This window comes from Providencia sp. PROV040, from assembly GCF_032706145.1.
In the GTDB taxonomy this organism is placed as follows: Bacteria; Pseudomonadota; Gammaproteobacteria; order Enterobacterales; family Enterobacteriaceae; genus Providencia; species Providencia hangzhouensis.
In genome coordinates, this window is record NZ_CP120530.1 from 3,009,936 (window position 1) to 3,033,339 (window position 23,404).

Below are 23,404 nucleotides of genomic sequence, written 5' to 3' on the forward strand. Positions count from 1 at the left end.
GTCCTTATCCTATCGCTAATATTTAGAATGCACGCATTAATGCGTTAAATAAATCATCCACCGTTTTTAATACTTGCGCATTGGCATTGAAAAACTGTTGGATTTTCTGCATCTGAATACTTTCTTCATTCATATTCACGCCCGAGATAGCTTGTTCTTGCTCATAGAAGCTCTCGGTCATTTTGTTCTGTGTTTCAGAATCAATTTGCGCTTGTTTAGTTTTACTGCCCACATCATTAACTAACGTTGCATAGAAATCAGAGAACGTAGAACTACCATCAATCAATTTTTCGTCTTGCAGTTTAACCAGTTGTTTAATGTTTTCATTATCACCTGGGCCACTGTCTTTACTTCCAGCCGCCGCAAAATCGGATGCATTGCTGACCAAGGTCTGCATACCGTTGATTACACCACTTACTGGTTTTACCAAGAATGAGTCACCTTTTGACATACCAGTACTGTTGCTGATTTTGATCTCTAAACCATCAAACTTCAGTGTACCTGCCGTATTTGAATCCACAGGAACATTAATACCTTCTGGCAAACGTGTGACATTCCATTCATTGCCGTCAAAGCGCATTTCGTAGTTATTACCTGTGACTTTAGACACATCGCTATAACTGAGATCAAAGTCTGCTTTACCACTATTATGAGTGTTGCTAACAACAGAGCCTTTACCAATTTCAAAGAAGTCTTTACCGGTGTTGCCGTTGGCATCGTACCCCTTGCTGTGCACTTCATTGAATTTGGTCGCAAAAACCAATGCTAATTTATTGAGTTTTTGATAAGCCGGGTCCATAACTTCTTGACGAGAACGCAAGATACCGCTGAGTTCCCCACCACGGAATGACTCATCAGGAATTTCCCGTGCTTGGCCATTCGCGCCCACAAAGCCAATGCTAAAACGGCTATCATCTTTAGAAGAAGGGACGGCTTCTAAGCGATTCGCTTTTTCACCCGTGACTAACGGTAAGCCATTAGCAAACGTCACGTTATAGTTACCGTTTTGTTCGATAACTTTGACACCAACTAATGAGTTAACTTCATTAACTAAACGGTCACGCACATCTAATAAATCGTTAGGTTCAGAACCACTCACAGAACGGATCCGCGAAATTTGCTGGTTTAAACCCGCAATTTTTTCAGCGTAAATATTGATATCTTTCACTTTATTTTCTATCTGGTGATTAATATCCCGTTCCATTTCCTGCAAACGACGATCCGCTTCTTTAAACTGGCCTAATAATGCATTTGAGTTTCCTAAGAAAACGTCAATCAAGGTTTTGTCACTTGCATCGCTGGAGGCAGCGTCTAACGCGGTGAAGAAGCTACCAATATTACTTGAAATATCTTCAATATCATTAGTAAGCAAATCATCAACTTTATTGCAGTTCTTAACGTATGCCTCATAGTCACCGCTACGTGCGCGGGATTGGCTGTACTGCGCATTGATAAATTCGTCAAACTCACGGCGAACATGGCTGAAATAAGTGCCGTTACCAAAATAGCCATTAGGTGTCATCGTACCGGGATTCTCCCCGAAAACAGCACTTTGGCGATGATAGTAACCCACACCTGCGTTAGCTAAGTTGTTAGAAATAACACTTAACCCGCCTTGTGCAGCATTCACACCACTGAGCGCATTATTCATTACATTGTTCAGCATAAGCTTTTCCTGTTCTGGATGCTTATCGCCATCATTGGCTGACACAATGAAAGCGATAGCAACGCAAATTATTTAGAGCATATTTGGTTATCGGAAATTCAGCGTAATTATTTAGTCCAAACGCGCAATAATTCCGGATTTTTAGAAAATATCGTTTAAGTCTATGGTATATGCCTGAACAGCCCTTGATGCAGAGGTATTCGCCGCGGGTTGATGACCACGTATCTGGTTAATCAAGGTGATCAGTTTGTCCGAATAACCTGGGTCTGTGGCATACCCGGCTTGATGTAAACGGCGCGCAGCAATCTCTGGTGTCGGCGCTTTTTTGACGTCTTTGTAACGCGGGTTTTCCGTCAATAAATTGATATAATCGGCAATCGCCTCTTCATAAGAGCCATAAACGCGAAAATCATCCCGCATTTTGATGGTTTTTCCGTTGATCACTTCTGTTGTCATAATATTCGTGACGGGCCCTTGCCAGTTTTTTCCCGCTTTTATACCAAACAGGTTATGGCTGGTTTTTCCATCTGATTTCAGAATTTCTCGCTGGCCCCAACCACTTTCTAATGCCGCTTGTGCCAATAGCAGAAAATGTGAAATACCACTGTTTTGGCTTGCCGCTTTTGCAGGTTCAATTAAACGGCTAATAAAATTACTGCTATTAAGCGATAACGCTTTGATTTTTTGGAATGGTGCCGATAATGCATCGCCCATTGGTGTAAAATGGCGCATCATTTGTTCCATATTAAATGGCGGTAATGATTGCACTGTTTTTTCATCTAACGGCAACAGGCTATTGGATGTGGGCCCACTTGACGTGTGTTGGTCTCGTGTAAGCTGCTGGTACATCATTTCCCCGAAACCTAAACCTTTTTGCGACAGGTCCTGGGCGATTTGCTGGTCATACATACTGGTGAGCATGCGTGTTTGGTCGCTGGAAAATAAGCCATCTTGTGGGAGTGCGTCACGCATACTTTTTAGCATCAATTGAACGAATGTTGCCTCAAGTTGCTGCGTGACATGGCGCAGCCCTTGCTCCGAATTCTTATTCAGTTCACCTTTTAACTGTCCCAGTGACTGTAAATCAAATGCGGCACCTTGCAATAGCTGCATGTCACTCATTAGATGATCTCCAGTTTTGCACGTAAACAACCCGCACTTTCCATCGCTTGCAGTATCGACATCAAGTCGTTTGGCGTTGCACCGAGTGTATTTAGGGCTTGAATAACTTGGTTTAATTGCACACTTGCGTTGACTTTTTGGAGTGCCCCACCCTGATCACGTACCCCAACATTCGTATTACGAGTGACTACGGTTTGCCCACCTGCAAATGGGGTGTCCGGTTGGCTCACTTGAGTTTGTCTTTCGACTGTGACCGCTAAACTGCCATGTGCAACAGCACAGCTGTCTAGTGTTACACTGCGGTTAATCACCACAGAACCGGTGCGTGAATTGAGGATCACTTTCGCTTCAGCCACTGGCGCACGTACATTAAGCTCCTGTACCCGTGCTAAAAAGCGCACTTGGTCGCGATTATTGGCAGGAACCAGTAATTGCACTGTCCGAGAATCTAACGCAGACGCCGTCCCCATACCGCCCATACGGTTAATTGCATTCGCAATATCTTGTGCCAATGTGAAGCTATCTTCGTTTAATTGCAGGTTAATTGCCCCGTTTTGCCCGAAACTGCTCGGTAATTCGCGTTCAATAGTTGCTCCACCGGTAATACGGCCGCCATTGAGTTGATTAACCTTAATACTACTGCCGCCGCCACTGGCTCCCGCACCACCCACTAAGATGTTACCTTGAGCCATCGCATAGATTTGTCCATCAACCCCTTTTAAGGGAGTCATCAACAACGTACCGCCACGTAAGCTTTTCGCGTTACCCATTGAGGAAACCACAATATCCACGGACTGCCCAGTACGCGCAAAAGGCGGCAATTTCGCGGTGACCATGACCGCCGCCACATTTTTTAATTGCATATTGGTACCCGGCGGCACCGTAATCCCCATTTGCGACAGCATGTTATTCAAACTTTGAGTGGTAAATGGAGTTTGCATGGTTTGGTCACCTGTCCCATCCAGACCAACGACTAAACCATAGCCAATCAACGCGTTATCTCGTACACCTTGTACGGTAGTTAAATCTTTAATACGCTCACTGTATGCTGAATAAGTGAAGCAAAAAAATAGTGATAGCAAAATTAATACTTTGTTTTTCATTGAATTCTCTCGGCTGTTTTCTCGCTAATGTTTAATTAATAAGGCGAAACATTTAAGAAAAAGCGTTGTAGCCATCCCATGTTTTGCGATTCGTTAATATAGCCGTCACCCACATATTCAATGCGTGCATCAGCGACTTGTGTCGAACTCACATGATTGTCTGAGCCGATAGTGCGCGGGTTAACCACTCCTGAGAAACGAATCGACTCAGTACCTTGGTTTATCGCGATGCGTTTCTCACCAACCACATGTAAATTACCGTTCGCCAATAATTGGTCGACTGTGACAGTGATGGTGCCTTTAAAGGTGTTATTGGCATTGGCACCGCCTTTGCCGCTAAAGTCACTGTTACCTTTAATATCTAATTCTGTGTTTTTACCGCCAATCCACCCTTGCATGAAACCCGGTAATATCGCGGCTAAGAAACCTGTTTTTCCACTACGGTTGGCATTCGCTGAGGAGTTTTTGCTCGCGCTAACGTTTTCTTGCAAGTTAATGGTTAAAATATCCCCAACATTACGAGGGCGCCGGTCTTCAAATAATGGCTGATAGCCATAATAAGCGGGTTGCGCACTTTGAAATATCGAGCCATTGGGTGCTGGTGCTGTCGGTGCTGTTGGGATTGCCGTGGTTTGTGTGTCCACTAATGGACGCGATTTGATTTGTGCACAACCGCTGGTAACTAAGACCAAAATGGCAAGTAACCCTGCCTGTTTAGGTGTTATGAAACGTGTTAGCAACGCTGCTTTTTGCTGTTGAGAAATCGTGCCGCTTTCAATCATCATGTTACTCTTTTGCTGCTGTGTACGTTTTATCATCACGAAGAGATCCCTCTCATTAATAACTCATCACTATCGCAATGAGTTATTTTTACGTATTTTTACCCATTACAATTGCGTTAAGCGCTGTAACATTTGGTCAGAAGCGGATACCGCCTTACTGTTGATTTCATAAGCACGTTGAGTTTGGATCATATTGACCAACTCCTCTGCCACATTGACGTTAGAGGTTTCTAACATGTTTTGATAAAGTAAACCGGCGCCATTGGTCCCCGGTGCGCTCTCATTTGGTGCGCCCGAACTTGCGGTTTCCATATACAGGTTTTCACCCATACTTTCCAAACCAGCATCATTAATGAAGGTGGTTAATGTAATTTGGCCAATTTGCTGTGGTTGGTTATCGCCATAGACGGTAATGGTCACGGTACCATCGCGCGCAATCGACAAGCTATTCGCGTTATCGGGGATCATAATCGCAGGAACGATTTGGTAACCACTTGAGGTCACTAACTGGCCATCTTGGTTTGGCTGCAATGCGCCATCACGGGTGTAAGCATCCGTACCATCAGGCATTTGCACATGTAAAAAACCTTGGCCTCGGATAGCAATATCGTTGGTATTTCCCGTTTTATTTAATGCGCCTTGCGCATGAATACGCATGGTGGCAACAGGGCGCGAACCCGTTCCCATTTGTAAACCGGATGGTAACGAGGTTTGTTCTGAACTCATGGCACCCGGCTGACGAATATTTTGGTACATTAAATCTTCAAAAACAGCGCGTTGGCGCTTGAAACCATTGGTACTAACGTTGGCTAAGTTATTAGAAATAACATCAAGGTTAGTTTGTTGAGCATCAAGCCCTGTTTTAGCAATCCATAATGAGCGGATCATAATAATTCCTTACTGTATTTAGCTAACCGCGAGCAGTTGATTGGCGCGTTGTGCATTTTCATCAGCACTGCGGACAACTTTCATTTGCATTTCAAAGTGCCTTGCATTGGCAATCATCGAAACCATGGCTTCTGCGGCATTGACATTACTGCCTTCAATCACCCCCGCAGTGACAATGCCTCGTTCGCTTTGTGGCAAAGCATTGCCATTTGCCGCTTGCCCTTGTGGTGATAAATGAAACAAACCGTCTTCGCCACGGATCAAGTCTTGCGGCTGTGCTTCAACCACTTTCAAGCGCCCGATTTGCCCTAACATCGTTGGCGGGTCAGTCGCTAAAAGCGCGGTAACGGTACCGTCAGCGCCAATAGTTAACTCCGCATTTGGCGGAACGTTAATCGGCCCGCCATCACCTTGTAAGCGGCGCTCACCAATAACAAGCTCACCTTCACTAGACACTTGAATGTTACCGTTACGGGTATAAGCTTCTGTGCCATCCGCTAATTCAACAGCCAAAAAATGCTTATCATTTAACGCAACATCGGTTTGCTTACCCGTATAATTGAGTGGCCCTTGGCTCATATCAGCGCCGGGAGTAGATGCCACCACCAGCGTTCTGGTTTGCTCGCTGTCACCATTTATCGGCACGGCACGCATTGCGGACAATTGCGCTTTAAAGCCTGCGGTTGACACATTGGCAATGTTATTTGAAACAATCGCTTGGTTTTCCAGCGCATGACGCGCTCCTCCCATCGCGGTATAAATGACGTGATCCATGGCCACCCTCTTGTTTTATCGTAAGTTAACCAGCGTCTGTAACATCTGATCTTGTGTCTTGATGGTTTGCGCGTTTGATTGGTAATTACGCTGCATCACAATCATGCTAATTAACTCTTGGCTCATATCCACGTTAGAAGACTCCAACGCACCGCTGGTTAATTTACCGAACTGACCGACACCCGGAACGCCGTCCATCGGGTTACCTGACGCATTAGAAGAGGCCCAAACGTTGCCACCTTGGGATACCAGACCATTTGGATTTGCGAAAGCAGATAATGCCACTTGACCAACCACACGTTTTTGTTGGTTAGAATAGTTAGCAGTAATTAAACCGTTATCTTCAATTTTGAAGGTGGTGTATTCACCGGCAGGATAGCCATTCACATCAATCGCACTAACGGAAGACTCGCTGACTTTTTGTTGACGAGTTTTATTTAGATCAACTCTAAGAACACCATCATTTGCGCCATTTAACCCTTTATAATTAAAGTCAAAAGTGGCATCTGTAGGGGCTGACAAACGGCCATTACCATCAAAAATTAATTTATTATGAACAACAACGGTATCGTCTACATCCTCAGTATTGATTAATTGCGTTGCAACCTTGTCGTTCGCATCTTTAGCATACACTTTCCATTCATTATCCGCGCTTTTTACAAAGTACACGGAGATTTCATGCGTGTTACCTTGGCTATCATACGCCGTCATGGTCGTACTGAAATTGTAGGTTGCTGAATCATCAGGGTTATTAACATCAAATGGTTTATCTTTGATTTTATCTTCAGAATTAAGGTTTATCGTCAGTTTCGCTAACTCAGATTTTTTCGCATCCATCATATCCGTTGGGATATTCAAACCAGCAGGAACTCCACCGCTTTGAATGGTGACATTTCCTTTCTCATCAACACTCGCCGGATAGCCTGTGACCACCATACCTTGGTTATTCACTAAATTACCGCTTTTATCACGTAAGAATTGACCATCACGACTGTAATAAGTATCACCGTTTTGGTCTTGTACGCGGAAAAAACCATTGCCCGAGATGGCCACGTCTGTCGCTCTATCCGTACGCGTGATTGGACCATCTTTAAAATTTTGTGTCACCGCGGCCACATTAACGCCTAGGCCAACACCTGAACCTGCAAACATATCTGCAAATGAGGTCGTCGCCCCTTTAAAACCATTTGTTGCGGAGTTGGCAATATTATTACCAATTGAATCAAGCCCCGCTGAGGCTGCATTTAAGCCACTGACTGCTTGTGAAAAAGACATATTTTCTCCATGAGTATTGGGGGTAAATTAAGAAGATGGATAAACTTTGAAAATGCTGCTCAGCGGGACGCTTTGCCCAATGCCAACATCAAGTAATGGTGCGTCAGCTCCAGGAGTCACACCGTTAACACGGGTATACCCCAGTTTGGTCACTTCGATTTCAGCTCCTGAACTAACAGCTTTCACATCAAAGTAATATTTTCCTGTTGTATCGGTGACTAAGTTCCCGTTGTTATCACGGCCATCCCATGCCATATCATAGATATCGGGTTTAACTTCCGTATCATAGGTAATGGTTCGCACAACCATTCGGTTTTTATCGCGAATGGTAATTTCAACATTGTCCGCCAATTTCGGCAAAAAGAAGCCAAACGGCGAGGAAATATATTCAGATTGCGGCTCTTCAGTGCCCTCTTCACCTTCAATGGCATCTTTGTTACTTAATCCAAACATTGAAGGGCTATTTGGGCTGATGCCTTCGTCTGGAAGCGGGTTTGATGGCTTAATCACATTGCTGTCTTCACCTGTGCTCGCTTTTTTGAGCGGCGCTAAGATGATTTCATTGCGCGGAATAAGCACACCTTTACCTACCAACTGAGTGGCTTGCAATGACTGACCTGAACCAATTTGTTGGGAAATACCACTCACGCTATCACTGAGTTTATTCATACTCTCAAGTGTCGCTATTTGCGCCAATTGGCTGGTTAAATCCGTATTTTCCATTGGTTTTGTTGGGTCTTGGTTTTGCATTTGCGTGACAATCATTTTTAAAAAAGTGTCACGCATATCGTCACTTTGACTTTTCTTTGGCACATTACTCGCAGCTGGCTGAGGGCCAGCTGTCGTATTATCCAAAGAGTCGTACATTGTGGCTGCAACTCCCATGAAAATGCTCCCTTACTGGCCTATAGTCAGTGTCTTTTGCAGCAATGTTTTTGCTGTATTCATCACTTCTAAGTTAGCTTGATAGCTACGAGAGGCTGAAATGGTATTGATCATTTCACCAACCATGTCGACATTTGGCATTTGCACATAGCCTTTTTCATTCGCTGACGGGTGACCGGGCTTATATTCCATACGGGGTGGCGTAGGGTCTTCTATCAGCTCACTCACACGCACGCCTCCCACTTCGTGACGCCCTTGCGGTGCCATTTGAAAAACAACTTGTTTTGCGCGATATGGTTGGCCATCTGGCCCCACGATACTTTCTGCGTTGGCCATATTGCTCGCACTGACATTCAAACGTTGAGATTGCGCGGTCAATGCCGATGCGGAGATATCAAAAATACTTAGTAAAGCCATGGCAATTACCCTTGCTGTAAGACAGCCAACATACTTTTGACGCGGCTATTGATAAATGTAAGGTCGGCCTGATATTTCAGGGTGTTATCTGCGAATTGGCTACGTTCAATGTCCATATCTACCGTATTACCATCCATTGAGGTTTGGTAAGGAACACGATATTTCAGGTCAATATTTGGCGCTTTGCCCCCTCGGCCTTCAATATGCCCTTTCGAAGTGACAGCAAGAGTCACACCTTTTCCCCCTACCACACCTTTATCCATGGCTTGTTGAAGTTGACGATTAAAGTCAATATCACGTGCTTGGTAGCCGGGTGTGTCGGCATTAGCAATGTTTGAAGCTAATACAGTCTGCCTTGCTTCGCGTATTGACAAAGCCTGTTGCTGGAAAGCAAACGTGGCGTTTAATTTATCAATCATAGTGGTCCTCAATGGAGATAACGCGATCCCTGAATTTGAACGTTCGCGAGTAAAAATTAAAATTCGACCCGCATATCTTAGCGGCCTACTAAAAAATCTAATGGCGGGATAAAGGCAAAATAATTGACCTATTTGGCTCATTCATTATTACGCAGCTGCGTAAACTGCAATTGTGAAAAAGTTTGCTTACTGGGGGGATAAAACGGGATGTATTACACTAAAAAATTGCCTTTATATATGGTAATCAGTTTGTTAGGTCTTACTCCAGCGCTTTCTCAAGCGTCATTACCCCAAGATATTAACCATTATTTTCGCCAAATTCATGGCAAGAAAACCCACGTTTCAATCGAAATCAAAACACCAATTGAACGTTGGCCTATTTGCGAGAAGCCACAAATCAACCCACCTATTGGCGGGCGTAATATGGGGAATGTGTCCCTTCTTGTGCAATGTGGTAAAAAAAAGCAATTTATTCAGCTAACAGTGAATGTGACAGGCCAGTATTACGTGGCAACACGCAATATAAATAGAGGGGAACCCATACAATTTGTTGATATCGGAACCAAAAAAGGCTTATTGCATAAACTCCCCGCAGGCGCAAGTACAGACAAAATTGCACTTCGCGGAGCAGTAGCCCTGCGTAATATTCCAGCAGGTCAAACATTCACAAAATCAATGATAAGGCAGCCTTGGGCAATAAAAGCAGGGCAAACTGTATTTGTATTCGCTAGTGGTGATAATTTTTCAGTGAAATACGAAGGAAGAGCAATAAATAATGCTACTGCCGGCCAAAATACCCGTGTACGATTGTTAAATGGGCAAGTTGTAAATGGGGAAGCGCTAGAAAATGGCAGCGTTCAAGTGGCATTAAAATAAAGCGCTCTCCACTGATAGGCCGATGAGCATACATAATCTATGATTCGGCTAGCGAAGCGCAGTCAACAACGCTGCAACTTGAAGCATCACGAGTATATACTCTAAATAATTCGAGTGGCAGCTAGGCGACAAGTGAAGAGAGGCCGATGAGCATACATGAGTATGTGATTCGGCGAGCTGAGCGCAGTCAACAACGCTGCAACTTGAAGTATGACGAGTAGTGCAATATTTTGTAACACTATATACACTAAAGATTCATAAACATAAGCCGATAACTGACATATGAAAAAAATCGGAAATAGGAAAATACATTATGGCTATTGAGCAAACATCTGCAATTTCTGCACTGACTCAGGTGACAAACCGCGATCCGCAAGATGCGACAGTCCCGATGCGGGATAAAAAAGTATCTGCCGATGAAATCGTTAAAGAGAGTTCTTTTGCTCCTAGTGAGCTACAAAAAAAATTATTGCAACCTCAAGCAAGTGATATTAATAGTGCTAAAGTTGAACAAATTAAACAAGCAATCAAAGATGGCACCCTAACAATGGATGCTGAAAAAATTGCTGATGGAATTTTGCGCGATGCCCATGAATGTATGTTATCAATGAAATAAATAACGATTATGACTGACGAATTACTGATATTACTTGAGCAACAACTCGCTCATTTGCAATCATTACAAATAGTGATGAAAAATGAAGAGCTATTACTAGGTTATCACCGTGTGCCGCCTTCGCCTTTTCAAGAAACCACTGAGCAAAAACGGTTTTTAGTTGCTGCTATCGGCCATGGTGAAACAAACCGCTTAGCGTTAGAAGCACAAGCTGAAATCAGCGCACCTTATGAAGGAAATAATGCACTAACGGGTGTATGGGAAGCCATTAAAAGCTTAACAACTGAGCTAAAAGAGCTGAATTATCGTAATCACCAAATGCTGCAACTGCATATTGAGCTGAATGCTCAGCGCCTAAACTTTGTGAAAAAACATAATAACCAATCCACTTATGGTGCTGATGGTTTAGAGTCAAAGCGCCCTGCATTAGGTAAGAAAATTTCAATTTAAGGTGTGTTTTGCCTTTTTAAACTAAAAAGGATTATCCTTGCATTTATTAGATAATAAACACCTTTTCATCAATTAATGTGAGTAGCCTTAATGCTGCACCATTTGGTTTAATTTCCCCTATTTCCCATTTGGAAACACTTTCCTTGGTCATATTTAATATCAAAGCGAGAGAAGACTGAGAAATATTATTTTGCTCACGAATACGTTTAATATCCTCTCCTGTCATAGGCTTAGGATTAGTGAATTTTTTCTTGAGCTCTTGTGCTTTTATCCGCACCTCGATACGGCGAGCCTCAGTACCATCAGCAGCACCAATTGCTTCCATTCTTGAGAAAATTTCAGTAACTCATTTATTTTATTACTCATAATGAATCCCCACCAACAGGTTAGCTTCAGCCCACCATAATTTTTACTATAGTAAAAATTACCATGTACAAGAAAAAAATATATCCTAATTAAGCAAACCCATGGAATAAAAAAAGAGGAAAATCACACATCATGTTGGCGATTTTCCTCTTTTTAATACTGTACCTAAATGTCAAATAATACCGATAAAATTAACTACCACTGATCATCGACGTCATTCTTATCTTACGGTGGTCCGTCATTTCTAAATTCGACATGACCACCAGCTGCGGCAGACTGCGCCGCAAGAAACGCGATAAAATCAAGCGTAATCCATGGTTAACTAACAGCACTGTAGGCGCGCCCATCGCTTCTTGGTGAGCTACAGCTTGCTCCGCTTGAGTTTGAATAAACTGCGCCAAGTTCGGCTCTAACCCACCGCCGTTCTTCGCGGCTTGCAGCAAAATCTGCTCAAGGCTAGCCTCTAAACCAATCACTTGAATTTCTTCTGCATTACCAAACCACTGCTGTGTAATTGCTCGCCCTAATGCAATGCGCACTTGGGATGTTAAGTAATCGGTATCTTTGTTTTCCCCATTTTCTCCTGCCATTTCAGCCAAGGTTTCAATGATGGTACGCATATCGCGGATCACCACATCTTCCATTAATAAGTTTTGTAAAACGCGGTGCAAAATCGTTAATGAAATCGTATCTGGGATCAGGTCATCTGCCAATTTTGGCATCTCTTTTTTCACGCGGTCATACAACATTTGGGCTTCTTGGCGGCCAAATAAGGTACTGGAGTTTTGCAGTAAAATTTGATTAAAGTGAGTTGCCACCGCGGTACTCGCGGATACCACAGTATACCCTTGGATTTGTGCTTGCTCACGCAAATCATCATCAATCCAAATGGCGGGTAAACCAAATGCTGGCTCTTTAGTGACATCCCCTTGTAACGACCCAGCCGCATTACCTGGGTCAATAGCCAGACTACGCCCTGGCTGTGCTTCCCCCCGCCCAACTTCCGCGCCTTTAATTAGAATTCGGTATTCACAAGGGGAAAGCGCTAAGTTATCGCAGATATGCACCACGGGTGGCAAATACCCCACTTCTTGAGCAAATTTCTTACGTAAACCACGTAGTCGCCCTAATAATTCACCTTGCTGGTCATTATCGACTAATGGGATCAACCGATACCCCACTTCCATCGCCAACAAGTCTTCTAATTGAACGTCATCCCACGTGGCTTCAACCACTTTATTGGCTTCTTGAAAATGCTGAGATTGGCTATTATCCCCCGCACTACTTTCGGGTTGTTGGGATTTGCGGACTAAATACCAACCAAGGGCAGCCAGTGCCGCGGTAAACAGTAAAAATACAAAGTTAGGCATACCCGGTATTAAACCGATTAAACCTAGAACCCCAGCGCTCAACCACATCACTCTTGGGTTATTGAATAATTGAGTGACCATTTGTTCACCCACATCTTCATCTGTTGCCACACGAGTGACAATAACCCCAGCAGCGGTGGAAATAATCAAAGCTGGAATTTGCGCGACAAGCCCATCACCAATAGTCAGCAAGGTATAGGCACTGGTGGCATCTCCCAAAGACATATTGTGCTGGCCTACACCAACGATTAACCCGCCAACCACGTTGATCACCATAATCATGATCCCCGCGATAGCATCTCCTCGCACGAATTTACTCGCACCATCCATCGAACCATAGAAATCCGCTTCTTGCGTAACCTCCGCGCGGCGTTTTTTCGCTTCATCATCATTAATGATACCCGCGTTCAAGTCGGCATCGATGGCCATTTGCTTACCTGGCATGCCATCTAACACAAAGCGAGCGCCCACTTCCGCGATACGCCCCGCCCCCTTAGTGATAACCATAAAGTTAATCAGCACAAGAATAATGAATACCACAATACCGATGGCGAAGTTGCCACCCACCAAAAAGTGGCCAAAGGCTTCGACAACTCTCCCGGCAGCATCTGGTCCTGTATGGCCATCTAACAGGATAATTCGCGTCGAGGCGATATTCAAAGAGAGGCGCAATAAAGTTGCAAATAGCAAAATGGTAGGAAATGCCGCAAAATCTAATGTGCGTTTTGTGAACATCGCCACTAATAACACCATAATGGAAAGTGCAATATTAAAGGTAAACAGTAAATCCAATAAAAAAGCCGGTAATGGCAATACCATCATCGACAGGATCATTAATATCAGAACCGGGCCGGCCAGTATTTGCCACTGCGTTCCTTGTAAATTTTTCGGCAATTTTAATAATGAAGCCAAATTAGCCATCTCGATTGTTATCTCCAGCAAAGTCCAGCGTCGGTGGCACTGGTAAATTTTTCGGTTTTTTGGGTCTGAGCCCACCTTCTCGGCGCCAGCGGCGCAATTGGTAAACCCATGCTAAAACTTCTGCAACCGCGGCATATAATGCAACAGGAATGCTTTGTCCTATCTCCGCATGGCGGTATAGCGCACGAGCAAGAGGCGGTGCTTCTAACTGTAATATTCGGTGCTCTTCACCAATTTCTTTGATGCGCTGAGCTAATACTCCAGCTCCTTTCGCTAATACTTTGGGTGCCCCCATTTTTTTGTCATCATATTTAAGGGCGACCGCATAGTGTGTTGGGTTAGTGACGATAACATCTGCCTTCGGAACATCCGCCATCATTCGGTTACGCGCAATCGCACGCTGCTGTTGGCGAATTTTGGCTTTAATCTGCGGGTCACCCTCTTGCTGCTTGAATTCATCTTTAATTTCCTGACGGCTCATGCGTAATTTTTTCAAATGGGAACGAAACTGATAGAAAACATCAAAAGCCACCATTGGGATAAGCAAAAATACGATTAAATATCCCGCAAAAATCACTTTTTGCAGTGCATTACTTAGCGCCGTAACGGGTGATTCCATCACTAAATGCAGTAACGATGGCCAACTTTGCCAAAGAAAAATAAACGCGCCCAAACCAACAAATAAGGATTTCAAAATCGCTTTAAATAACTCAGATAAGGCATTCATCGAAAAAATACGTTTTAGCCCTTTGATTGGATTTAACTTTTTCAAATCAAATTTAATCAACTTGCTATTAAAAACGAGCCCACCGACTAATGATGATGCAGAAATGCCAACCAAAGCTAACCCGCCAATGACTGGTAATAAGGCAAATAACGCCTCACTGACCACACGCCCTAAGTAACTGATCATCAAGCCTGTATTTTGTAAATAGTGGCCATCAAAAATAAAACCCTGACGAGTAATTTGCCGCAATTGTGCCGCGAGGTGTCCACCACTTAGCCATAGCAAGCTCACGCCTGCTAACATCATCATTAGCGAGCTAAGTTCTTTTGAACGAACGATTTGCCCATCATCTTTGGCTTTTTGCTTTTTATGGGGCGTGGGCTCTTCGGTTTTTTCTACATCACTCTCGTCGGACACCGCGGTTCCAAAATGTAATGAAAATACGAGTTATCGCTATAGCATGACAGAGTGTAAAAAAATCAATGGTGGAAAATAGACGCAGTTCAAGGGGGTTATTTGGCTATTGAACAATAAGGCGGCAACTTTGCGAAGGGTTTCGCAAATAATCGCAATAAATTAAAGATACTCTGATAATGGCAATATTTGTTGATAAAATCCCTATCGTGATCGATGAGCTGTGCTAAAGTACACGTGTCATAACACGTGTATAAGGGGCATCTATGAATAGAACAAAAAAAACCGTCAGTGTCACTGTCGCGCCTGAACTCTACGAACAAGCAAGGCGGGCTAAACTTAACTTATCAGCAATACTGGCTTGTGCCTTACAAGCTGAATTAAAACGCCTCGAAGCGCAAAAATGGAAAAATGACAATGTCGAAGGCTTTAATGAGTTAAACAGGATAAATGAAGAATATGGATTACTCTCAGATAAATACAAGGATTTTTAATGCAATATTGCCTCTATCAAAACCGAGAAGATACAGTCAAATACCCATATTTACTGGATATTCAAAGTAACATTATTGATATATTGAATACTCGTTTAGTCATCCCGTTATTCGATAGCAGGCTAGTTAAAAAGCCATTACCTGTACGCTTAAATCCACAATTATCAATCAACGGGCAGGTTTTTATTTTAATGACTCACCAAATGGCTTGCGTCCCTCATTCATTATTAGGGAAAGAAATCGTTGACTTAAGTAGCCAGCGAGACACCATTAAACACGCAATTGACTTACTGATTGATGGCTTTTAACAATGAAGGGTTATTATGGATACTTGCCACCTTGTTGCCCCAGATATCACTTTAGAAGATGCCCCAAAAGAAGCCTTACGTATGCTTAATTGGCTAAAACATCAAGGTATTATCGACCCTGACTTTCAAAGTATCGAGTATGGTGAAGTAATTTATCGTCCTACGCCTGCTCACAAAGAACCCATTTTGTACGTAATTAATGATGAAATCGTCCCAACTCAACTTCCTGAAGATACGCTAAAAAACTACCTGTCTATCGTGACAGAACGAACAGTTTTTCATGCAGGGGGAAATGGCCTTGGTATTTATTGCCCACAATGTAATCAGGAACAAAGTGAGCATAGCCATGCATGGAGTGATACTGTTACGGATTGGTATGAAGGAAAACCAGAAAATCTCGCTTGTTTTTATTGCGATTTTCATGGCTCACTTAATGAATGGCAGTTTGACCCTCAATGGGCATTCGGCAATTTAGGTTTTAGTTTTCATAATTGGGATATACGCGATAATTTTATCGAGGAATTTGAGCAAATACTTGGTAGTAAAATCATTGCTGTTTATCAACATGATTAGCAATTAAATTGTTCAGCTGAATACTCATAGGCTCTATATAATTCAAGGTTTAGAGGAAAAATCCAAGGTAATCCGCATCCCCACCGCTTCTGCATATTTTAATAATGTGCCTAATTTTGGGTCGAACTGCGCTTTTTCCAAACGGGACACGTTCTGCTTCTGAGTTTGCATTTTTTCCGCAATTTGAATTTGGGTTAAATTATTGGCTAAACGTGCTTTTTTGAGTTGATTAATTAACGCCTGTCTCATCTGTAATTCAGTAGAGCACTCATTAATATCTCCATCATTTTCTTGAACTATTTCTTTTGGTTCTTTTTTTTCTTTAATCACAAAAGTAGAAATTAAATCGTTATTTATCATTGCAATCCTCTCCTTGTAACGCAAATACAATAAAACTACCCTAACCCTATGTAATTAGAGTAGTTGAATTAAAAACTTGTCGGCGATTAGAAGCCCAGTTCATCAAGCAAATCATCAACTTGAGACTGTGATGCCATCACATTTACGCCTTCTTTATTGATTTGTGGGCCATTGAGCAAACTTTCGTTTTGCGTTTTCGCACGCATTTCAGGTGGTGTATTTTCCATTAACAGTGCGAGCAGTTGCTTTTCAGCTTCTTCAACCACTTCCATCATTTTTTTGATGACTTGCCCTGTTAAATCTTGGAAATCTTGCGCCATCATGATTTCTAACAGCTCTGCTTTGGTGGTTTCGCTGTCTTGGATCACTTGCCCTAAAAAAGCTTCTGTTGACTCACGCAATTGTGCAGGAACCCCATCTCCAGCGGTTTCTTGCCACTGCTGTTGCAATACCTGCGCATTTTTATTCATTTCCACTTGCAGTGGTTTGATGACATCAATACCATTTAAGGTTTTTTCTGCCGCTTGCGCCGTCATTTGGGCGATATAACGCAGCCTATCTTTTCCGTCTGGAATACTCGCCACTGCCTGTTGAACGCTTTTTTCTAGCCCCAATTCGCGCATACTTTCACGCAGCGTTCTCATTAGCGTACCAATGCGCGTAATGACTTGTTTTAAATCATCATTACCATTGCGAATACCTTCCATACCCACTTGCTCAGTCATGAAAATCTCCTTTGGCACGCACTGTTATTGCAGCCCCATTTTTTCAAATACTTTATTCAGTTTTTCTTCTAAGATAGCGGCAGTGAACGGCTTAACGACATAACCACTCGCACCCGCTTGTGCAGCGGCAATAATATTTTCTTTTTTCGCTTCTGCTGTCACCATGAGTACTGGGATATGCTTCAAGGCATCATCACCACGAATGGTTTTAAGCAACTCAAGGCCATCCATGTTTGGCATATTCCAATCAGCAACAACAAAATCGATGCTGCCTGTACGGATTTTTTCTAAAGCATCAACACCGTCTTCTGCTTCTTCTATTTTGTTAAATCCGAGCTCTTTTAATAAGTTACGGACGATACGTCGCATTGTAGAAAAATCATCGACAACCAAAAAACTGAGATCTTTAGCGGCCATAACCACTCCTTCAAAATACAATTGTGAATTCCTGTCACGGTTTAAACCGTGACAGAAGAAAGTCTTGCTAAAACACTTGGGGCAATCTTGAGAATATCTTGCACCTCATCCGCAGCCCCCAATTCAATCGCCGCGCGAGGCATACCAAACACCACGCAACTACTTTCGTTTTGTGCGTAAGTGATTGCCCCTTGCTTACGTAAATTTAATAGCCCTTTCGCGCCATCCATCCCCATCCCTGTCAATAAAATGCCAATACATTTTCGCCCAACACATTGAGCGACTGAATCAAACAACACATCAACAGAAGGACGATGCCGGTTAACAGGTTCGCTTTGTTGCAAAATAACTTGAAATCCCTTGCCTTTATCCGCAATCAACATGTGCGAATCGCCTGGGGCAATATATGCATGGCCTTTTTGTAATAGTTCGTTGTGTTCAGCTTCTTTTACGGTCAATACACAGAGCTTATTTAAGCGATCAGCAAAAGAACGCGTAAAACCCGCTGGCATATGCTGAGTGATCACTACCGGAGGGCATTCATGAGGTAACATTTCCAGAAATTGCCGTATTGCCTCCGTTCCTCCGGTCGATGCGCCAACCGCAATCACACGGCTATTGCAAACATAGGGAGAGAGTGCTTTCGCTTGAGAAACTGGCTCATTAACCTTTTTGTCAGGGCGGGCAAAGCGGCTGCGCTGAGTAATTTTAGACATGGCTGCTGCGCGAATTTTCTCACCAATAATATCTCGATAACTCATCATGGTTTCACGAATACCAATTTGTGGTTTCGTGACAAAATCCACAGCACCTAATTCCAACGCTTTTAATGTCACTTCCGAACCTTTCGACGTTAATGTTGAAACCATTACCACAGGCATTGGATGTAAGCGCATTAATTTTTCTAAAAAATCAATACCATCCATTCGCGGCATTTCCACATCTAACGTGATCACGTCCGGTTCATGCTGTTTGATTAAGTCACGTGCAACATAAGGGTCTGGTGCAGTATCAACCACAATCATGTCTTCGTGACTATTAATAATTTCGCGCATTAATTGGCGCATCAGTGCTGAGTCATCCACACATAGCACTTTAATCTTTTTCATTACCCCCTCCTCGCCGCTTGCAAGCTGTAGACGGTTTGCCCTTTAATAACGAAACTTTGTGATAACTGCGATAAATTTTCGGAATGCCCGATAAACAGTAATCCGTCTGGCTTAAGCAATGGAGCAAAACGCTCTAGCATTTTTATCTGCATCTCTTTATCAAAATAAATCATGACATTACGACAAAAAATCGCATCAAACCGATGTTGCATCTGCCAGTCATGGTCACTCAAGTTTAAGTAACGAAATTCAATCATTTGGCGCAATGCAGGTTTGACTCGTGCATAACCGTCAAATTCACCAACCCCTTTCATGAAATAACGTTGTCGCTGTAATGCCGTTAATGATTTCAGCTCTTCTACGCGGTACACGCCTTGTTTCGCTTTTTCTAGCACTTCCGTGTCAATGTCACTGGCAATCACTTTGGCATTGATGGCATTCGGCCCAAGCACATCACTTAATGTCATTGCTATCGAATACGGCTCTTCTCCCGTTGAAGATGCGGCACACCAAATATTAATGGCACTATTTTTACGCGTACGAACAAAGTCCGCTAACGTCACAAAATGGTGCGGTTCACGAAAAAACGCAGTTAAATTTGTCGTCAAAGCATTCACGAAAGCTTGCCACTCTGCATGGTGAGGCTCACGCTCTAACATCCGCAAATAGTCGGAAAAATTGTCGATATTACAATCACGTAACCGCTTTAACAGCCGGTTATAGACCATATTTTTTTTATTCATGGTGAGGACAATGCCTGATTTTTTATGAATAAATCGACAAACCCGACCAAACTCATCATCAGTCAGTGGTTCTACCTGTGGTACAAAAAGCATCGTACTTGTCGTCCTATTCAATAAAAACCCAGAGGCAGCCAGTTATTTGGCTGCCTTTTAGGATGGATAACCTAAGGAAAAATAACCTGTTACGGTTATCCACCGAAAATTCAGAAACGAATTTTCACAACACTTAACGCCGATTACGATTTAAATGACTTTCGGGTAATTCAAAGAATGCAACCGTATCAACTAAGTTGTTTGCTTGGTCTTCTAACGCCGCCGTCGCACTGGTCGATTGTTCCACTAATGCCGCATTTTGTTGTGTCACTAAATCCATTTGGCTTACCGCTGTGGCGACTTGCTCAATACCACGGCTTTGTTCATTGGAAGCAGAAGCAATGTTGCCCATTAATTCAGTAACTTGGTTAACAGCTGCAACTAACTCACTCATAGTTTCCCCCGCTTCATTAACAAGCTGAGAACCTTGGCTCACTCTACCGACAGACTCATCAATCAAGGTTTTAATTTCTTTTGCCGCTTCCGCACTGCGCTGAGCTAGCGCTCTAACTTCACCAGCAACCACAGAAAATCCGCGCCCCTGTTCACCTGCTCGAGCGGCTTCAACGGCAGCATTCAATGCTAAGATATTGGTTTGGAAAGCAATCCCATCAATCACACTAATAATGGCACTGATTTTTTGTGAGCTATTAGAAATGGAAGTCATGGTGTCAATCACGTCTTCGGTGATCTCTCCACCTTTCGTTGCGGTTTTCGATGCACTAACAGCAAGTTCACTGGCTTGACGTGCGTTATCCGCATTTTGCTTAACGGTTGCTGTCAACTCTTCCATACTAGCCGCAGTTTCTTCGAGTGATGCTGCTTGCTGCTCAGTACGTGAAGATAAGTTATTATTACCTAAAGCAATTTCACGAATACCGGTATACATTTGGTCAGTATTTGAACGCAAGGCGGTCACTGAAGTCACTAAAGACTCCTGCATATCCTTTAGCTTGCCAAATACCTCACCGATTTCATCACGGGTCGTCACTTCAATTTTCTGATTGAGTTTACCATCAGCCACTAATGCAAAGTGCTCTCCCATACTCTTCAGTGGGTTAATTACTTTACGTTTCATCCAATAATGAGCAAATGCAATAACCGCGATGATAATGACGATCACTGAGCAAAATGAACTCCAAGCGAAGGTGTTATACATTCTTGCTACCGCAAGAGATTCGTCGCTTTCAGCATTCAGTAATTCAAGGTATTCCTCGACAACTTGCTCCAACTGATCCTGGTTTTCTTGGGCAGGAAGTTCAATATAGGCTGCAATATCTTTATTATCTAAATGTGTTTTTAATGCTTTGAGTGTCAATACAAAGGCTTGATACCGAGCCTCAAGAGCGGCGAGATTTTCTTTCTCACTCAAAAGAGGCTGGTTTTTAAACGTGGTGTAATCTTTCTCAGCTTCTTCGAGTAATTTATCAAAAGTTACTCTCGTTTCTTCAATCAACGGTTCGTTACCACCCACTTTATGCAGCAAAGCAATTTGCGTTAAGCTGTTGCGTGCTTGCATTAGGTGTTTACTGGTTTCTTCAAGCATCGCTCGCTTATCAGACCCCAAATCAATACGCTCTAAAGATTTTAATTCACTTACAACAATCCCGACAGAAACCCCGCTAGACACAATCTGCATCCCACAAAATAAAATGAGAAGTAGATACAAACTCACCGAAATTCGGATATTTTTACCAAACATAGAAATCCCCACTTGTGCCAGCTAAGAGAACTGAACCTCTGAAACATTGCCTTGTTTTCTAATGCACAGAAACGCTGCAAAACCAAAGCCTTGCAGCGAAAGACTGAGCTTAACCGTTAGAAAGTTTCCCAATTGTCATCATCTTTATGTTCTTTCGATGACAGTTTTGTCAGATCCGGCGTTTTAACGATATTTGAAACCGTTCTTGCTGCCGGCTGAATATTGCGTATTTCGCTTTGTTTTAATGGTGGTAAACGGAAGATGGAAATCAATTGCGACAGTTTTGCCACTTGTTCTTCCAATACATTGGCGGCAACCGCAGACTGCTCAACCAGCGACGCATTTTGCTGTGTAACCTTATCCATTTCTGCAACAGCGATGCTGACCTGTGCAATTCCTTTACTTTGCTCGTCTGATGCAGTTGCAATGTGCGTCATAATGTCAGTGACACGTGTGACAGACTCGACAATCTTGGTCATTGTTTCGCCCGCATCTTCTGCTTGGCGAGCGCCTGTCCCAGTTCTTGACACTGAATCTTCAATTAACGTTTTAATCTCTTTAGCCGCATCAGCACTGCGTTGTGCTAAATTACGCACTTCATCAGCCACCACAGCAAAACCACGACCATGCTCACCTGCCCTTGCCGCTTCAACTGCCGCATTAAGCGCTAAGATGTTAGTTTGAAAAGCGATGCTATCGATAACTGCAGTAATATCAGAGATTTTCTGTGAGCTATCCGCAATATTCAGCATGGTGCTAACGACATTAGATACCACTTTGCCGCCTTCTTTTGCTATCACTGACGCTTGGTTTGCAAATTCACTCGCTTGGTGAGCGTATTCGGTATTTTGTTTAACAGTGGCAGTCAGTTCACTCATACTGGCTGAAGTTTCTTCTAAGCAAGCGACTTGTTGCTCAGTTCGTGCTGACAAGTCATTGTTACCTGCTGCAATTTCGGTTGTACCTTGGTAAATAGTTTCGCTACCATCTAGCACACCTCGAACCGTATTAATCAGCTCTTGTTGCATGTGTTGAACACCATTGGCCAATTCACCAATTTCATTCTTGGCAATTGTTGTCACATTCGGTGTTAAATCCCCTGAAGCAAAGACTTTAATACGTTCAATTAAGATACCGAGTGGCTCGATAATACCTTTACGAACATAGCGATAACTGAAGAAACCAATCAAAGCGAGTACGATAGATAACGTCACCAACATATATAACGATTGGCGATAGTTATTATCTGCGTTAACGACTTCGGCCTGGAAATCAGCAGAGATATCCGCAAAATAAGCGTTAAATTGCTCTTCAAATTTCACTTGGTGCCCTGAGGTTCTGTGTGCATAAAAACCTTCAAGGTCACCTTTTTCAGCGAATTCACTTAGCTTAATTAACGCATCACGATAGGTTTCATAGGTGCTAAACAGCTTTTCAAATTTGGCTTTATCATAATCTGAACTTTGCATCAGCTTGTTATAACGTGCGTAAGCGTCATCCGCTGATTTAAAGTTACGTTTAGCGGCTTTAATCAAGTCTTCTGTCGTTGCATCGTCTTGAATTTTACGACCTTCGAGCAAATAGGCATTGATAGAGCGGTTTAAGTTCGCCCGGGCTTGTAACAAATTAACCCAACTTTCTGTTAAGACTTGTCTTTGGCGTTGTAAGGAATTCAAATAACTAATGCTGTCGCTGTTATCGCCCAGTTTGGTAAACATCAACCCACTGGATACCAGTTGCAGTAAAATAAAGATAAAAATGACGGACAAAAGTCCCGATACGATTTTAATTCGACTGTACATGACGTTT

General features: G+C 43.0%; 26 protein-coding genes. 6 read left to right on the forward strand and 20 right to left on the reverse strand.

Annotation, left to right across the window (positions count from 1 at the left end):
- Positions 1 to 22: 22 nt before the first annotated feature.
- From flgK to flgB, 10 genes are all read right to left on the reverse strand, one after another.
- On the reverse strand, positions 23 to 1,666 hold the full coding sequence (gene flgK, locus P3L40_RS13895; RefSeq protein WP_094961176.1) for a flagellar hook-associated protein FlgK: 1,644 nt from the start codon (positions 1,664 to 1,666) through the stop codon (positions 23 to 25).
- 141 nt (positions 1,667 to 1,807) lie between these two features.
- Positions 1,808 to 2,788 carry a flagellar assembly peptidoglycan hydrolase FlgJ gene (flgJ, locus tag P3L40_RS13900; protein ID WP_094961175.1) on the reverse strand — a complete coding sequence of 327 codons (981 nt, stop codon included), beginning with the start codon at positions 2,786 to 2,788 and terminating at the stop codon, positions 1,808 to 1,810.
- Entirely contained in the window at positions 2,788 to 3,891 is a 1,104-nt protein-coding gene (locus P3L40_RS13905) for a flagellar basal body P-ring protein FlgI (RefSeq protein ID WP_210852628.1), read from the reverse strand. The genes flgJ and P3L40_RS13905 overlap by 1 nt, the downstream gene beginning before the upstream one ends.
- Before the next feature lie 35 nt (positions 3,892 to 3,926).
- Positions 3,927 to 4,709: a flagellar basal body L-ring protein FlgH gene (locus tag P3L40_RS13910; protein ID WP_375373117.1), complete on the reverse strand. Its 783-nt coding sequence runs from the start codon at positions 4,707 to 4,709 to the stop codon at positions 3,927 to 3,929.
- A gap of 69 nt (positions 4,710 to 4,778) precedes the next feature.
- Positions 4,779 to 5,561, reverse strand: coding sequence for a flagellar basal-body rod protein FlgG (gene flgG / locus P3L40_RS13915; RefSeq protein WP_004255657.1), 783 nt, complete (start codon positions 5,559 to 5,561; stop codon positions 4,779 to 4,781).
- 18 nt (positions 5,562 to 5,579) lie between these two features.
- Entirely contained in the window at positions 5,580 to 6,335 is a 756-nt protein-coding gene (locus P3L40_RS13920; RefSeq protein WP_109911160.1) for a flagellar basal body rod protein FlgF, read from the reverse strand.
- 15 nt (positions 6,336 to 6,350) lie between these two features.
- Positions 6,351 to 7,610 (reverse strand): flagellar hook protein FlgE, encoded by a 1,260-nt coding sequence (gene flgE / locus P3L40_RS13925; RefSeq protein ID WP_210852626.1) that lies wholly within the window; start codon positions 7,608 to 7,610, stop codon positions 6,351 to 6,353.
- Positions 7,611 to 7,637: 27 nt separating this feature from the next.
- Positions 7,638 to 8,495: a flagellar hook assembly protein FlgD gene (locus P3L40_RS13930; RefSeq protein WP_094961172.1), complete on the reverse strand. Its 858-nt coding sequence runs from the start codon at positions 8,493 to 8,495 to the stop codon at positions 7,638 to 7,640.
- A 12-nt stretch (positions 8,496 to 8,507) separates the two neighbouring features.
- Positions 8,508 to 8,912 carry a flagellar basal body rod protein FlgC gene (gene flgC / locus P3L40_RS13935; protein WP_096864712.1) on the reverse strand — a complete coding sequence of 135 codons (405 nt, stop codon included), beginning with the start codon at positions 8,910 to 8,912 and terminating at the stop codon, positions 8,508 to 8,510.
- A gap of 5 nt (positions 8,913 to 8,917) precedes the next feature.
- A complete protein-coding gene (flgB, locus tag P3L40_RS13940) occupies positions 8,918 to 9,331 on the reverse strand; it encodes a flagellar basal body rod protein FlgB (protein WP_004255669.1) in 414 nt (137 codons plus the stop codon).
- 237 nt (positions 9,332 to 9,568) lie between these two features.
- On the opposite strand from flgB, the gene flgA reads away from it, so the two are divergent.
- From flgA to P3L40_RS13955, 3 genes are all read left to right on the forward strand, one after another.
- A complete protein-coding gene (gene flgA / locus P3L40_RS13945; RefSeq protein WP_210852673.1) occupies positions 9,569 to 10,207 on the forward strand; it encodes a flagellar basal body P-ring formation chaperone FlgA in 639 nt (212 codons plus the stop codon).
- Positions 10,208 to 10,520: 313 nt separating this feature from the next.
- The gene (gene flgM / locus P3L40_RS13950) at positions 10,521 to 10,823 is read left to right on the forward strand and encodes a flagellar biosynthesis anti-sigma factor FlgM (RefSeq protein ID WP_210852625.1); all 303 of its coding nucleotides are present in this window, start codon (positions 10,521 to 10,523) and stop codon (positions 10,821 to 10,823) included.
- A 9-nt stretch (positions 10,824 to 10,832) separates the two neighbouring features.
- The gene (locus tag P3L40_RS13955) at positions 10,833 to 11,273 is read left to right on the forward strand and encodes a flagella synthesis protein FlgN (RefSeq protein WP_004255682.1); all 441 of its coding nucleotides are present in this window, start codon (positions 10,833 to 10,835) and stop codon (positions 11,271 to 11,273) included.
- 46 nt (positions 11,274 to 11,319) lie between these two features.
- Here P3L40_RS13955 and P3L40_RS13960 read toward each other — a convergent pair whose 3' ends face one another.
- The 3 genes from P3L40_RS13960 to flhB all read right to left on the reverse strand — a co-directional run bounded on the left by P3L40_RS13960 (position 11,320) and on the right by flhB (position 15,074).
- On the reverse strand, positions 11,320 to 11,598 hold the full coding sequence (locus tag P3L40_RS13960) for a helix-turn-helix domain-containing protein (protein WP_210852623.1): 279 nt from the start codon (positions 11,596 to 11,598) through the stop codon (positions 11,320 to 11,322).
- Positions 11,599 to 11,830: 232 nt separating this feature from the next.
- A complete protein-coding gene (gene flhA / locus P3L40_RS13965; protein ID WP_004255687.1) occupies positions 11,831 to 13,930 on the reverse strand; it encodes a flagellar biosynthesis protein FlhA in 2,100 nt (699 codons plus the stop codon).
- Positions 13,923 to 15,074, reverse strand: a complete 1,152-nt coding sequence (flhB, locus tag P3L40_RS13970) for a flagellar biosynthesis protein FlhB (RefSeq protein WP_165879716.1) — start codon at positions 15,072 to 15,074, stop codon at positions 13,923 to 13,925. The genes flhA and flhB overlap by 8 nt, the downstream gene beginning before the upstream one ends.
- Positions 15,075 to 15,337: 263 nt before the next feature.
- Between flhB and P3L40_RS13975 the strand changes: the two genes are divergently transcribed.
- From P3L40_RS13975 to P3L40_RS13985, 3 genes are read left to right on the forward strand one after another with little or no spacing between them, the layout of a single operon-like run.
- Entirely contained in the window at positions 15,338 to 15,565 is a 228-nt protein-coding gene (locus tag P3L40_RS13975) for a type II toxin-antitoxin system CcdA family antitoxin (RefSeq protein WP_004255691.1), read from the forward strand.
- On the forward strand, positions 15,565 to 15,873 hold the full coding sequence (locus tag P3L40_RS13980) for a CcdB family protein (RefSeq protein WP_004255694.1): 309 nt from the start codon (positions 15,565 to 15,567) through the stop codon (positions 15,871 to 15,873). Before P3L40_RS13975 ends, P3L40_RS13980 begins: the two co-directional genes overlap by 1 nt.
- Positions 15,874 to 15,888: 15 nt before the next feature.
- Positions 15,889 to 16,446: a hypothetical protein gene (locus P3L40_RS13985; RefSeq protein ID WP_210852622.1), complete on the forward strand. Its 558-nt coding sequence runs from the start codon at positions 15,889 to 15,891 to the stop codon at positions 16,444 to 16,446.
- 42 nt (positions 16,447 to 16,488) lie between these two features.
- Here the strand turns inward: P3L40_RS13985 and P3L40_RS13990 are convergent, their stop codons facing one another.
- The 7 genes from P3L40_RS13990 to P3L40_RS14020 all read right to left on the reverse strand — a co-directional run bounded on the left by P3L40_RS13990 (position 16,489) and on the right by P3L40_RS14020 (position 23,397).
- On the reverse strand, positions 16,489 to 16,806 hold the full coding sequence (locus P3L40_RS13990; RefSeq protein WP_004255698.1) for a helix-turn-helix transcriptional regulator: 318 nt from the start codon (positions 16,804 to 16,806) through the stop codon (positions 16,489 to 16,491).
- Between the two features lie 86 nt (positions 16,807 to 16,892).
- Positions 16,893 to 17,531: a protein phosphatase CheZ gene (locus P3L40_RS13995; RefSeq protein WP_094961165.1), complete on the reverse strand. Its 639-nt coding sequence runs from the start codon at positions 17,529 to 17,531 to the stop codon at positions 16,893 to 16,895.
- Between the two features lie 24 nt (positions 17,532 to 17,555).
- Entirely contained in the window at positions 17,556 to 17,948 is a 393-nt protein-coding gene (gene cheY / locus P3L40_RS14000) for a chemotaxis response regulator CheY (RefSeq protein WP_004255705.1), read from the reverse strand.
- 41 nt (positions 17,949 to 17,989) lie between these two features.
- Positions 17,990 to 19,057, reverse strand: coding sequence for a chemotaxis response regulator protein-glutamate methylesterase (locus tag P3L40_RS14005; protein WP_094961164.1), 1,068 nt, complete (start codon positions 19,055 to 19,057; stop codon positions 17,990 to 17,992).
- A complete protein-coding gene (locus P3L40_RS14010) occupies positions 19,057 to 19,893 on the reverse strand; it encodes a CheR family methyltransferase (protein WP_094961163.1) in 837 nt (278 codons plus the stop codon). Before P3L40_RS14010 ends, P3L40_RS14005 begins: the two co-directional genes overlap by 1 nt.
- Positions 19,894 to 20,026: 133 nt before the next feature.
- A complete protein-coding gene (locus tag P3L40_RS14015; protein WP_136135228.1) occupies positions 20,027 to 21,595 on the reverse strand; it encodes a methyl-accepting chemotaxis protein in 1,569 nt (522 codons plus the stop codon).
- A 116-nt stretch (positions 21,596 to 21,711) separates the two neighbouring features.
- On the reverse strand, positions 21,712 to 23,397 hold the full coding sequence (locus tag P3L40_RS14020) for a methyl-accepting chemotaxis protein (RefSeq protein ID WP_136135229.1): 1,686 nt from the start codon (positions 23,395 to 23,397) through the stop codon (positions 21,712 to 21,714).
- Positions 23,398 to 23,404 lie beyond the last annotated feature (7 nt).